This is a genomic window from Mesorhizobium sp. WSM4820 (assembly GCF_055811075.1).
Genome location: NZ_JBVVQN010000026.1, coordinates 26,842 through 39,935, shown reverse-complemented (window position 1 = coordinate 39,935; position 13,094 = coordinate 26,842). Strand labels below are relative to the sequence as shown.

Sequence of the window (13,094 nt, the reverse complement as noted above, 5' to 3'; positions counted from 1 at the left end):
GAATAGGAAGAACGGGACGAACGATGGCTAGTGCCTGGTTTTCCCTACTGCCCTACTCCCTTACTGCCCTACTCCCCTCCAAAACAGGAGACGGAGCCAGGCTCCGCGGAAAAAATGGCAAGACAAGATCAGGCCAACGACCAATTTTCGCTTACCTCTTTCCTCTATGGCGGCAATGCCGATTACATCGACGCGCTCTACGCCGCCTATGAGGACGATCCCGCTTCGGTCGACCCCGAATGGCAGGATTTCTTCGCGGCGCTGAAGGATGACGCCGGCGATGTCCGCAAGAATGCCAAGGGCGCCTCATGGGCCAAGCCCTCGTGGCCGCTGCAGGCCAATGGCGAACTGGTCTCGGCGCTCGACGGCGATTGGGGCATCGTCGAGAAGCACATCGAGAAGAAGGTCCAGAACAAGGCGGTGATGAACGGGGTCACCCTGTCCGACGCCGACGTCCATCAGGCGACGCGCGATTCCGTCCGCGCCATCATGATGATCCGCGCCTACCGCATGCGTGGCCATTTGCACGCCAATCTCGACCCGCTCGGCATCGCCAAGCTCGAGGATTACAACGAGCTGTCGCCGGAAAACTACGGCTTCACATCAGCCGACTACGACCGCCCGATCTTCCTCGACAATGTGCTCGGGCTCGAATTCGGCACCATCCGGCAGATGCTCGACATCCTGACCCGCACCTATTGCTCGACGCTCGGCGTCGAGTTCATGCATATTTCCGATCCCGAGGAGAAGGCCTGGATCCAGGCGCGCATCGAGGGCACCGACAAGGAGATCTCCTTCACCGCCGCCGGCAAGAAGGCGATCCTGCAGAAGCTGGTCGAGGCCGAAGGCTTCGAGCAGTTCATCGACGTCAAGTACAAGGGCACCAAGCGCTTCGGCCTCGACGGCGCCGAGGCGCTGATCCCGGCGCTGGAGCAGATCGTCAAGCGCGGCGGCCAGCTCGGCATGAAGGAGATCGTGCTCGGCATGGCGCATCGCGGCCGGCTGAACGTGCTCTCCCAGGTGATGGCCAAGCCGCACCGCGCCATCTTCCACGAGTTCAAGGGCGGCTCGGCCGCGCCCGACGAGGTCGAGGGCTCGGGCGACGTGAAGTACCATCTCGGTGCTTCGTCGGACCGCGAGTTCGACGGCAACAAGGTGCACCTGTCGCTGACCGCCAATCCATCGCACCTGGAAATCGTCGATCCGGTGGTGATGGGCAAGGCGCGGGCCAAGCAGGACTCTCTGTTCGGCCGCAGCCGCGAAGAGATCGTGCCGCTGGAAGAGCGCGCCAAGGTGCTGCCGCTGCTCCTGCATGGTGACGCCGCCTTTGCCGGCCAGGGCGTGATTGCCGAAATCCTCGGCTTGTCCGGCTTGCGCGGCCACCGCGTCGCCGGCACGCTGCACTTCATCATCAACAACCAGATCGGCTTCACCACCAACCCGCGCTTTTCGCGCTCGTCGCCCTATCCGTCGGATGTCGCCAAGATGATCGAGGCGCCGATCTTCCACGTCAATGGCGACGATCCGGAAGCCGTGGTCCATGCCACCAAGGTGGCGATCGAATTCCGCATGAGGTTCCACAAGCCTGTCGTGGTCGACATGTTCTGCTACCGCCGCTTCGGCCACAATGAGGGCGACGAACCGGCCTTCACCCAGCCGATCATGTATCGCAACATCCGCAACCATAAGACGACGGTGCAGATCTATGCCGACCGGCTGATCGCCGAAGGCCATATCAGCCAGGCCGAATTCGACAAGCTGAAGGCCGACTGGCGGGCACATCTCGAGCAGGAATTCGAGGTCGGCCAGCACTATAAGCCCAACAAGGCCGACTGGCTGGATGGCGCCTGGTCGGGCCTGCGCACAGCCGACAACCAGGACGAACAGCGGCGCGGCAAGACCGCCGTGCCGGTCAAGACGCTGAAGGAAATCGGCAAGAAGCTGACCGAGGTGCCGAAGGAATTCGAGGCGCACAGGACGATCATGCGGTTTCTCGAGAACCGCCGCCAGGCGATCGAGTCGGGCGAAGGCATCGACTGGTCGACGGCCGAGGCGCTGGCCTTCGGCGCCATCCTGCTCGACGGCAATCCGGTCCGGCTGTCTGGACAGGATTCGGAGCGCGGCACGTTCTCGCAACGCCACTCCGTGCTCTACGACCAGCGCGACGAGACACGCTACATCCCGCTCAACAATCTGTCGGCGGCGCAGGCCGGTTTCGAGGTCATCAACTCGATGCTGTCGGAAGAGGCCGTGCTCGGCTTCGAATATGGCTACAGCCTGGCCGAGCCGAAGGCGCTGACGCTTTGGGAAGCGCAGTTCGGCGATTTCGCCAACGGCGCCCAGGTGGTGTTCGACCAGTTCATCTCGTCGGGCGAGCGCAAGTGGCTCAGAATGTCGGGCCTCGTCTGCCTGTTGCCGCATGGCTATGAAGGCCAGGGGCCGGAACATTCGTCGGCCAGGCTCGAGCGATTCCTGCAGCTTTGCGCCGAAGACAACATGCAAGTGGCCTACTGCACGACGCCGGCCAACTACTTCCACATCCTGCGCCGGCAGTTGAAGCGGGATTTCCGCAAGCCGCTGATCCTGATGACGCCGAAGTCGCTGCTGCGCCACAAGCGGGCGGTGTCGACGCTGCCGGAGATGTCGGGCGAAAGCGCATTCCACCGGCTGTTGTGGGACGATGCCCAGCAGCTCCCCGGCCAGGCGATAAAGCTCACCAAGGATTCGAAGATCCGCCGCGTCGTGCTCTGCTCGGGCAAGGTCTATTACGACCTCTACGAGGAGCGCGAGAAGCGCGGCATCAACGACATCTATCTGCTGCGCGTCGAACAGCTCTATCCGTTCCCGGCCAAGGCGCTGATCACCGAACTGTCACGCTTCCGCAACGCCGAGATGGTGTGGTGCCAGGAGGAGCCCAAGAACATGGGCGCCTGGTCGTTCATCGATCCCTATCTGGAATGGGTGCTGGCGCATATCGACGCCAAGCACCAGCGGGTGCGCTATACCGGCCGGCCGGCCGCCGCGTCGCCGGCGACCGGGCTGATGTCGAAGCATCTCGCCCAGCTTGCCGCCTTGCTCGAAGACGCGCTCGGTGAATAGAACAGAGTTCGGCGAATAGAACAGAACCGACAGAAAACGGACAGGCACAATGGCTACCGAAATCCGCGTCCCCACTCTTGGCGAATCCGTCACCGAGGCGACCATCGGCAAATGGTTCAAGAAGGTGGGCGACGCGATCGCCACCGACGAGCCGCTGGTCGAACTCGAAACCGACAAGGTCACGGTCGAAGTGCCGGCCGCGGCCGCAGGAACGCTCAGCGAGATCGCCGTCAAGGAAGGCGAGACGGTCGAAGTCGGTGCTTTGCTCGGCATGATTTCGGCGGGCAATGGGGCGAAGGCGGCAGCACCCGAAGCCGCGAAGCCGTCAACGTCCGAAGCGAAGCAGGACGCGGTATCGCAGGCCTCGGCGCCGACCGCCGCAGCCACCGTCAAGCAAGCCGCGGCCGAGACCGCCAAGATCGCCGGCGATGCCGGGCCGATCGAGGCGCGCGCGATGCCGCCGGCGCCAGCGGCGGCGAAGCTGCTGGCCGAGAGCAATCTCGCGGTCGACCAGATCTCGGGTTCCGGCAAGCGCGGCCAGGTGCTCAAGGGCGACGTGCTCGACGCGATCGCCAGGGGCGCTCCGTCGCAGCCTTCCGAGACGCCGAAGGCCCCTGCACCGGTCGCCGCCCGTGCGCCGTCCTCGGCCGACGACGCGTCGCGCGAAGAGCGGGTGCGCATGACCAAGCTGCGGCAGACCATCGCCCGCCGCCTCAAGGAAGCGCAGTCGACCGCCGCCATGCTGACCACCTTCAACGAGGTGGACATGAGCGCGGTGATGGCGCTCAGAACCAAATACAAGGACGTGTTCGAGAAGAAGCACGGCGTGAAGCTGGGCTTCATGGGCTTCTTCACCAAGGCCGTCACCCACGCGCTGAAGGAAATCCCTTCCGTCAATGCCGAGATCGACGGCACCGACATCATCTTCAAGAACTACGCCCATATCGGCGTCGCCGTCGGCACCGAAAAAGGCCTCGTTGTGCCTGTCGTGCGCGATGCCGATCAGATGGGAATAGCCGAGATCGAGAAGGAGATCGGCCGGCTGGGCATTGCTGCGCGTGACGGCAAGCTTTCCGTGGCCGATATGCAAGGCGGAACGTTTACGATTTCCAACGGCGGCGTTTACGGCTCGCTGATGTCGACGCCGATCCTCAATGCGCCGCAGTCGGGCATCCTGGGCATGCACAAGATCCAGGAGCGGCCGGTGGTGGTCGGCGGCCAGATCGTGATCCGGCCGATGATGTATCTGGCGCTCTCCTACGATCACCGCATCGTCGACGGCAAGGAAGCGGTGACCTTCCTGGTGCGGGTCAAGGAAAGCCTGGAGGATCCGGAACGGCTGGTGCTCGATCTCTAGGCCCGGTCGAGGTGAGCCGGAGAATGGATCTGCGCCACCGAATGAGTTCCTCTCCTTTGCACTCCGGAATGTTTTTCGCAGCTGTGCTCGCGGCCGGCATTGCGCAGACGGGATCGGCAGCCTTTGCCGCATGCCCGCTCGAACTCGCCGTCTATGGCGATGCCGAAAGTGCGGCCGAGATCGATTTCAGGCCGACCGGGGGATCGGCTGTCGTCACCAACACCTTCAAGATGGTGCTCGATAACGATGTCGTTCTCGACGGGATCGTCATGTGGACGCAAGGCGTGGCGCGGCCGCATGGTTCGCTGATGTACAAATGCCCGACAGGCGACGTCACCGGCGACGAGCTCGCCGCCTGCACGCTGTGGGAGGGGGTCGTCTACAGTGCGGATGACAAGGGCAACATCGCTCTGTTGCCGGCCGAAGGGGTAGATGCTCCGAAGACCCTGATCTTTCCCGACCTCGGACCGTCGCTGCAGAGGTCGACCGCCTATGGCGCCAACGGGTTTTCAAAGGTGCCGTGGGATGTTTTTTCGTTGAAGGGCTGTCAGGAATGAGCGCGGCCAAAAAAGTGCTGCTGGTGACCGGCGGCGGCCGCGGCATCGGCGCTGCCACATCCAGGCTTGCCGTCACGGCTGGATACCGTGTTGCGATCAACTACGCATCGAATGAGGCTGCTGCCACGGCGCTTGTCGAGGCAATCGAACAGGCCGGCGGCGAAGCGCTGGCCATCAAGGGCGACGTTGGCAGCGAGGCCGATATCCAGGCGATGTTCGAGAGGATCGATCATGTCTTCGGGCCGCTCGATGCGCTCGTCAACAACGCTGGCGTGGTCGACCAGAGGGCGCGTGTCGACGAAATGAGCGGAGCACGGCTGGAGCGCATGATGCGCATCAACGTCATTGGCCCCATGCTCTGTGCCCGCGAAGCGGTGAAGCGCATGTCGACCAGCCATGGCGGCAACGGCGGCGCCATCGTCAATGTCTCCTCGATTGCAGCGAGAATTGGCGGGCCGGGCGAATATGTCGACTACGCTGCCTCGAAGGGCGCGATCGATTCTTTCACGATCGGCCTGGCGCGCGAGGTAGCCGGCGAAGGCATTCGCGTCAACGCGGTCAGTCCAGGGATTGTCGATACCGAAATTCATGCCTCCGGCGGACAGCCGGATCGCGTCGAGAGGATGCGTCACGGCGTGCCGATGCAAAGGGCGGGGACCACCGAAGAGGTCGCCGCGGCAATTCTCTGGCTCCTGTCGGACGGGGCGTCCTATACGACAGGGGCGAATTTGGAAGTGGGCGGCGGCCGCTAATCCCAGCCAAGGCTGAGTGCAGACCAGAAGGACAAATCATGGCTTATGACGTCGTTATCATCGGATCGGGACCAGGCGGCTATGTCTGCGCCATCAAGGCGGCGCAGCTCGGCCTGAAAACGGCGGTGGTCGAGAAGAACCCGACCTTCGGCGGCACCTGCCTCAATATCGGCTGCATCCCGTCCAAGGCGCTGCTGCATGCCTCCGAGATTTTTTCTGAGGCCGGCCACTCCTTTGATACGCTGGGCGTCGAGATCGGCGCGCCGAAGCTCAATCTGGAAAAGATGATGGCGCACAAGGACGCGACAGTGGCGTCCAACGTCAACGGCGTCGCCTTCCTGTTCAAGAAGAACAAGATCGACAGCTTTCGCGGCACCGGCAAGGTCCTGTCTGCCGAAAAAGTGTCGGTGACCGGCGAGGACGGCAAGGTCGAGGAGATCGAGACCAGGAACATCGTCATCGCCACCGGCTCCGACGTCGCCGGCATTCCGGGGGTCAAGGTCGACATCGACGAGAAGGTAATCATATCGTCGACCGGCGCGTTGTCGCTGGACAAGGTGCCGGGCCACCTGGTGGTGGTCGGCGGCGGCGTCATCGGGCTGGAGCTCGGCTCGGTATGGGCGCGGCTCGGCGCCAAGGTGAGCGTCGTCGAGTTCCTCGACACCATTCTCGGCGGCATGGACGGCGAGGTCGCCAAACAGTTCCAGCGCATGCTGTCCAAGCAAGGCATCGAATTCAGGCTCGGCGCCAAGGTGACCGGTGTCGCCAAGGCCAAGAAGGGCGCCACCGTCACCTTCGAGCCGGTCAAGGGCGGCGCGGCCGAGACGATCGAGGCGGACGCGGTGCTGATCGCGACCGGACGCCGGGCCTATTCGGACAGTCTCGGGCTGAAGGAGGCCGGGGTCGAGATCGACGAGCGCGGCCGAGTCAAGACCGACGGCCATCTCACGACCAATGTCCCTGGCATCTACGCCATCGGCGACGTCATCGCCGGGCCGATGCTCGCCCACAAGGCCGAGGACGAGGGCGTGGCGGTGGCCGAGATCATTGCCGGCCAAGCCGGCCATGTGAATTACGGAGTGATCCCGAACGTCGTTTACACCAGTCCGGAAATCGCCTCGGTGGGCAAGACAGAGGAAGAGCTGAAGTCGGCCGGCATCGACTACAAGGCCGGCAAGTTTCCGTTCAGCGCCAATGGCCGGGCGCGCGCCATGCTGCACACCGACGGCTTCGTGAAGATCCTGGCGGACAAGCAGAGCGATCGCGTGCTCGGCGTCCACATCGTCGGCTTCGGCGCCGGCGAGATGATCCACGAGGCGGCGGTGCTGATGGAGTTCGGCGGCTCGTCGGAAGATCTTGCCCGCACCTGCCACGCCCATCCGACGATGTCGGAAGCGGTGAAGGAAGCGGCACTGGCGACCTTCTTTAAGCCGATCCACATGTAGGCCTTCCCAAGGAACTCCGGCAGCCATCTGACGGCTCAAACAAAAACGGCCCGCTTTTCAGCGGGCCGTTCGTATTTGAAGTCAGCAGCCGATCACTGCGGGGCTGGTGCGGGCGCCGGGGCTGGTGCTGGCTCTGCGGGTGCCGGAGCCGGAGCCGGCGCCGGAGCAGGCGCTGGTTCTGCTGGCGCCGGGGCAGGTGCAGGCTCTGCAGGCGCCGGGGCAGGCGTCGGTTCAGCGGGCGCTGGCGCCGGGGCCGGCGTGGTTGCAGCCGGCGGTTCACCAGGCTCTGGCGCCTCACCGGTTGTTCCAAAAATATAATAAGCGACAATAGCCAGGATAACGACAACCAGGGCAATCAGCCAGCCGGTGCTGCTGCCACCCGACCTGGGAGGGGGTGTCGGGGTGGTGTGCGGGTCGTTTGGATTCGCCATAAAAGTGTCCTCCGTGGATGAAAAGCATCAATCAACACACATCAACGCGCAATCGTTGAACAGGTTTCACGCTAGGGATCGAAAACGCCGAAAACAGGGCATTCTTCGCCGGGAATCGTTTGTCTGCAAGCACTTTATTCGCAAAACCCGCAGTGATCGAGCCAAATTAAACCTTTCGACCGTCCTGTACTGAGACAAACCTCCGGCGACTCGGGCAAAGCCTCGCCTCGAATCACGCCTTGCCGGGCCCGCAACTCAACCGTGCAACTAGTCGACGGCGGTGACAGCGTAGCCGGCCTTGCGGAAATCCTCGACCAGGCCCTCCGCGCCAGGGAGGTGCAGGGCGCCGACCGCCATGAACACGTTGCCCTTGGCGAGGATCGGCCTGGCATGGTCGATCATCACCTTGTTGCGGCTGGTGATCATGATTTCTTCGAAGGCGGCATAGCTTGCCGAATCGTCCTCGTCGCCGGGAAGGACGGCACGAAACAGCGGCCAGAGCATGCCGGTGTCGCCGCGCTGGTAAAGCACGATCATGGTTTCATTGACGTCGTTCACCCTGTCGCCGAGCTTCAGCGTGTCGACGAGGCCCTTCATGTGAAACGCCAGCGGCAGCGAGGCCATGGCGCGAAGCTGGTCGGCGACGGTCTCCAACCCATCGACGGCCTTGCCTGAGGCTTTGGCGTCCTCTGCAAGCTTGATGTCGAGCACCGGCGTGCCGCCGGCCTGGCGGGCCAGTTCACAGGCCGGGAGCGCGACCATGGTCGACAGCATCCACGGCTTCATCTTGGCGACGCTCGCCGGTGGAATGCCGCGCGCGTCGAGCGCCTTGTTCACCGCCGCCGCATCGTCTGGCGACAGCAGCGAGGACAGCGTGGTGCTGTCGGTGAACATCATCAGCTCCGGCTCTTTCAGGAACGCCGCCATCATCTTCTGCTTGTCGAGCACCTCCGTGGTCTCGATGACGACAGTGTCGGCGCCGTCAAAGGCCTTTTGCGCGGCGGGCGGCAGCGTGGTCACGCGCGGGTCGGTCATGTGCATGGTGCCGAACAGGAAGGACGGTCTTTCGCCCGCCTTTTCCAGTTTCCACAACAGGCCCTTGCCGTTCGGTGTCGCGGCCGCTTCCGTCTCGATCTTGCGGTAGGCGGCCGGGTCGTCCTTCTGCAGGGCCGACAGCATGTCGGCGCCGGCGCAGACCTGGGTTTCAGTCCTTGGGGTTTCAGCGCGTGCCTTGCCGGCGGCGAGCAGCGCGATGACGAGGAAAGAGAGGAAAAACAGGACGTTCAGCGCGACGAGCAGCTTCAGCGAAGCAAAGGCCGTCCGGTCGGCGATGGCAAGGACGCGTTTCATGGCTCGCTTTGTAGAGACAAAGAACGGCGAAACGGTTAACCGGCGCGGCAAAATTGTCTCGGACATCGTTCCACGGCGCATATCCTGGCTGCAACTTTGCGAAATCATGCGTCGGTCACGCCCGCGGATGGGCCGCTTCATAGATTTCGAGCAGCCTCGCGGTGTCGACGCCGGTATAGATTTGCGTCGTCGACAGGCTGGCGTGGCCCAAAAGTTCCTGGATGGTGCGCAGGTCGCCGCCGCGCCCAAGCAGATGTGTGGCGAAGGAATGGCGCAACGCATGCGGCGTGGCGGTGTCCGGCAGATTGAGCGCCGAGCGCAGCTTGGCCATGTCGCGCTGGACGATGGCCGGGTTGAGTGGGCCGCCGCGGGCGCCGCGAAACAGCAAACCCTTCGGATCGAGATGATAGGGGCAGAGCCGGCGGTATTGGGCGATCGCCCGCAACGCGATCGGCAGCACCGGCACCAGCCGCGTCTTGCCGCCCTTGCCGGTGACGCGCAGCACCGTTTCATCAGGCGACGACAGATCGCCGCCGGACAGGCCGAGCGCCTCGGAAATGCGCAGGCCCGAGCCGTAGAGCAGCGTCAGCACGGCGGCGTTGCGGGCGGCGATCCACGGTTGCTCCGCCAGCTGGCCTTCCACCGAAACGACGTGTTTCGCATCGCTTGCCGTCAGCGGCTTGGGCAGCGACTTCGGCTGCCGCGGCGCGCGCAGTGCCGCAGCACCCGCCGCATTGACGAGGCCGCGCCGCTCCAGAAAGCGCAGCAGCGAGCGGATGCCGGCAAGCCCCCGCCCGAGCGTGCGGGCGCCGGCGCCTCCGGCGCGGCGGGTCGCCAGAAAGCCGCGCAGATCGGCCGGGCGCAGATCGGCTATATCCGAAATGCCGGGCGAGCCGCCGCAATGGCCGGTCAGGAAGTGCAGGAACTGGCGCGTGTCGCGCTCATAGGCTTCCACGGTTTCCGGCGACAGCCGGCGCTCGCGCGCCAGCATCTTGAGCCAGCTTTCGCGGGCCGCCTGAAGGTCTCGCTCGGCCGGGATGAGGAATTCCTGCATTGCGCTCTTCCGATATGCCGCTCTTCCATTTTCCGGGCGATCTTCCGGCAGCCGGGTTAGGAAGCGGTGAAGAGCCGCGTCATTGAAATGACAAGAGCGTGGAGCTAGAGCAAGGCAAAGGATTTTTCCACCGATGACCAAACCGCAAAACCCTGTCCAGATGGCCGTGATCGGCGCCGCCCATGGCATCAAGGGCGAATTGCGCGTGAAAACCTTCACCGGCGATCCGCTGGCGCTGGCCGACTACGGGCCGCTCTATGCCAGGGACGGCCGCGCCTTCCAGATCGTCGACATCAGGCCGGCCAATAACGTCGTGGTGGTGCGCTTCAAAGGTATCAGCGACCGAAACGCTGCCGAGGCGCTCGCCGGCACGGAATTATTCGTCGACCGCTCGATGCTGCCGGACGACGGCGAAGAGGACGAGTTCTATCATGCCGATCTCGTCGGGCTGGCGGTCCGGGACGATACCGGTGCTGACATCGGCAAGGTCGTCGCCGTGCACAATTTCGGCGGTGGCGATATCCTCGACGTGATATTGGCGGGGCGCAAAGGCGTGCTGGTCCCGTTCACGCAGGCTGCCGTTCCTGACGTGTCGATCAAGGACGGTTTCGTCCGCATCGATCCGGCGGCGGCGGGCTTGATCGATGACGAAGACAGCGATGCTCCTGGCAGCGATGGTTTCGACCCGAAGGGCAGGCCGCGCGGGCCGAAGGACGCCGGGGGCAACCGGTGAGTTTTTCCGCCTCGGTGCTGACGCTCTATCCCGAAATGTTTCCCGGTGCACTCGGCGTGTCGCTGGCCGGCCGGGCGCTGGAGGCCGGCACATGGTCGCTGGAAGCAATCCAGATCCGCGATTTCGCCACCGATCGCCATCGCACCGTCGACGACACGCCGGCCGGCGGCGGCGCCGGCATGGTGATGCGCGCCGACGTTCTGGCCAAGGCGATCGACCATAGCTCGCCACCGGGCGATCCACGGCCACGGCTGCTGATGAGCCCGCGTGGAAAACCGCTGACGCAGGTGCGTGTGCGCGAACTGGCCGCGGGGCCGGGCGCGGTGATCGTCTGCGGACGCTTCGAAGGCGTCGACCAGCGGGTGATTGATGCGCGGGGGCTGGAGGAGGTCTCGGTCGGCGACTTCATCCTCTCCGGCGGCGAGCCGGCAGCGCTGGTGCTGCTCGACGCCGTGGTGCGGCTGTTGCCCGGCGTGATGGGCAATACGGTGTCGGGCGATGAAGAGAGCTTTGAAAACGGCCTGCTCGAACATCCGCACTACACGCGTCCGCAGGAATTCGAGGGCCGGCAAATCCCCGAGGTTCTCACCTCGGGCAATCATCAGAAGATCGCCGCGTGGCGACGCGCCGAATCGGAAAGATTGACGAAAGAGCGGCGGCCGGACCTGTTAGCCGCTCAGCCCTTGGTGAAGTAATAGAAGGCAAGAAACACGCCGACCCCGACGACGAAGCCACGCACGGCAATTTGCGGCACGCGCTTGGCGATCCAGACGCCGGCATAGCCGCCCAGCGCGCCGCCCGGTATCATGACGATCGCCTGCCGCCAGGCGATGACGTCGCCGGAGACGAAGACCAGGATGGCTACTGCCGCGATGACCACGGCCAGCAGGTTCTTCAGCGCGTTGAGGCGGTGATAGTCGCCGGCCTGGGTGAGGCCGAGCGTCGCCAGCATCATGACGCCCATGCCGGCGCCGAAGAAGCCGCCATAGACGGCGGTGGCGAACTGCGCCAGGGAACCGACCAGCGAACCCACCGCGGCCTGACGGCCCGGCTTGGGCGCCGGCTTCAGCCACGGCCCGGCGGCGAACAGCGCGGTTGCCGCGAGCAGCAGCCAGGGCACCAGGACGCGGAACGACGGATTGTCGAGCGCCAGAAGGATGAGCGCACCGGCCAGCGCGCCAAAAGCCGAGATAAGGCCGAGCAGCAACGCGGTGCGCCAGAAATGCTTGATGTCGGACCAGTAGGCCAGCGTCGAGGTGATGTAGCCGGGAAATTGCGTCAGCGACGAGGTGGCGTTGGCGACGATCGGCGGCAAGCCGACCAGCGACATGGCGCCGAAGGTTATGAATGTCCCGCCGCCGGCTATGGCGTTGACGGCACCTGACAGAAAGCCCGCGAAAAAGAGCAGGGCCGCATCGAGAACTGGCATGGAGGGTGTTGCCGCCGGAGGAAAGTCACGTTCTGCCCGGCTTAAAAAGCTTGGGCCTTCAACGCAACCCCTGTGCCGGAAGATTGCGACGTTGACCAACGACCAAAAAAGAACGTGGCAAAGGCGTGACAAAGCGTCGAAATAGCTGTATGTGCGCGCCGAACCGGGAGAAAATCTGCCGGACCCGTCAACAATGACGGTGTAGTCGCCCCTGCCCGATGTTCTCGAACCCAGATGTTCTCGAACAAAGGGCATAGCCGAGCGGTTAATGGAACTGCAAGGCGAGTGTCGGACGCTCTGACTGTCGGAAGAACAAGAAGTGGATTTGTAGAGATGGATATCCTCCGTCAGCTCGAGGCCGAACAGGCCGCCAAGATCGAAGCCAAGCGCAAGCTTCCCGAATTCCAGCCCGGCGACACCGTACGCGTCCAGGTCCGCGTGACCGAAGGCACCCGCACCCGCGTCCAGGCCTATGAGGGCGTCGTCATCGCCCGCGCCGGCGCCGGTTTCCAGGAGAATTTCACCGTTCGCAAGATTTCCTACGGCGAAGGCGTGGAGCGCGTGTTCCCGGTCTTTTCGCCGATGGTCGAGGGCGTCGAGATCGTGCGCCGCGGCAAGGTGCGCCGCGCCAAGCTCTATTACCTGCGCGATCGTCGCGGCAAGTCGGCCCGCATTTCGGAAAACACCGGCGTGCGCGCCCGCAAGCTGAACGATGAGGAGCGCGATGCGCTGAACGCCGAGAAGGCCCGCATCGAGGCCGAGAAGGTGGCAGCCGCCCAGGCGCTTGCCGCCGAGAAGGCCGCGCAGGAAGCCGCCGAGAAGAAGGCCGCCGACGAGGCCGCCAAGGCCGAGGAAGCCGCTGCCGCCGAATAAGGCGAATTCAACAA

Annotated in this window: 11 protein-coding genes; 8 read left to right on the top strand and 3 right to left on the bottom strand. The window is 64.2% G+C overall.

Going from position 1 to position 13,094, the window contains the following annotated elements:
* Window positions 1–114: 114 nt before the first annotated feature.
* The 5 genes from AC0L2R_RS29970 (at window position 115) to lpdA (ending at window position 7,210) form a co-directional block, all read left to right on the top strand.
* A complete protein-coding gene (locus AC0L2R_RS29970; protein ID WP_473513174.1) occupies window positions 115–3,099 on the top strand; it encodes a 2-oxoglutarate dehydrogenase E1 component in 2,985 nt (994 codons plus the stop codon).
* 49 nt (window positions 3,100–3,148) lie between these two features.
* Window positions 3,149–4,456 carry a 2-oxoglutarate dehydrogenase complex dihydrolipoyllysine-residue succinyltransferase gene (gene odhB, locus AC0L2R_RS29965; protein ID WP_473513172.1) on the top strand — a complete coding sequence of 436 codons (1,308 nt, stop codon included), beginning with the start codon at window positions 3,149–3,151 and terminating at the stop codon, window positions 4,454–4,456.
* 68 nt (window positions 4,457–4,524) lie between these two features.
* Window positions 4,525–5,013 (top strand): hypothetical protein, encoded by a 489-nt coding sequence (locus AC0L2R_RS29960; RefSeq protein ID WP_091592210.1) that lies wholly within the window; start codon window positions 4,525–4,527, stop codon window positions 5,011–5,013.
* Window positions 5,010–5,765 (top strand): SDR family oxidoreductase, encoded by a 756-nt coding sequence (locus tag AC0L2R_RS29955; RefSeq protein WP_128170452.1) that lies wholly within the window; start codon window positions 5,010–5,012, stop codon window positions 5,763–5,765. Before AC0L2R_RS29960 ends, AC0L2R_RS29955 begins: the two co-directional genes overlap by 4 nt.
* A 38-nt stretch (window positions 5,766–5,803) precedes the next feature.
* The gene (gene lpdA / locus AC0L2R_RS29950) at window positions 5,804–7,210 is read left to right on the top strand and encodes a dihydrolipoyl dehydrogenase (protein WP_473513170.1); all 1,407 of its coding nucleotides are present in this window, start codon (window positions 5,804–5,806) and stop codon (window positions 7,208–7,210) included.
* A 698-nt stretch (window positions 7,211–7,908) separates the two neighbouring features.
* Here lpdA and AC0L2R_RS29945 read toward each other — a convergent pair.
* Complete coding sequence (locus AC0L2R_RS29945) at window positions 7,909–8,991, bottom strand: TraB/GumN family protein (protein ID WP_287222728.1); 1,083 nt, start codon at window positions 8,989–8,991, stop codon at window positions 7,909–7,911.
* A 115-nt stretch (window positions 8,992–9,106) separates the two neighbouring features.
* Window positions 9,107–10,045, bottom strand: coding sequence for a tyrosine recombinase XerC (locus AC0L2R_RS29940; protein ID WP_473513168.1), 939 nt, complete (start codon window positions 10,043–10,045; stop codon window positions 9,107–9,109).
* Window positions 10,046–10,178: 133 nt separating this feature from the next.
* Here AC0L2R_RS29940 and rimM point away from each other — a divergent pair, with 133 nt between their 5' ends.
* On the top strand, window positions 10,179–10,778 hold the full coding sequence (rimM, locus tag AC0L2R_RS29935; protein WP_287222732.1) for a ribosome maturation factor RimM: 600 nt from the start codon (window positions 10,179–10,181) through the stop codon (window positions 10,776–10,778).
* Window positions 10,775–11,473, top strand: coding sequence for a tRNA (guanosine(37)-N1)-methyltransferase TrmD (gene trmD / locus AC0L2R_RS29930; RefSeq protein ID WP_023800593.1), 699 nt, complete (start codon window positions 10,775–10,777; stop codon window positions 11,471–11,473). The genes rimM and trmD overlap by 4 nt, the downstream gene beginning before the upstream one ends.
* On the opposite strand, the gene AC0L2R_RS29925 is transcribed toward trmD, so the two are convergent.
* On the bottom strand, window positions 11,455–12,207 hold the full coding sequence (locus AC0L2R_RS29925) for a sulfite exporter TauE/SafE family protein (protein ID WP_091592219.1): 753 nt from the start codon (window positions 12,205–12,207) through the stop codon (window positions 11,455–11,457). The two genes, trmD and AC0L2R_RS29925, sit on opposite strands and share 19 nt — an antisense overlap.
* A 333-nt stretch (window positions 12,208–12,540) precedes the next feature.
* On the opposite strand from AC0L2R_RS29925, the gene rplS reads away from it, so the two are divergent.
* The gene (gene rplS / locus AC0L2R_RS29920; RefSeq protein WP_023800592.1) at window positions 12,541–13,080 is read left to right on the top strand and encodes a 50S ribosomal protein L19; all 540 of its coding nucleotides are present in this window, start codon (window positions 12,541–12,543) and stop codon (window positions 13,078–13,080) included.
* Window positions 13,081–13,094 lie beyond the last annotated feature (14 nt).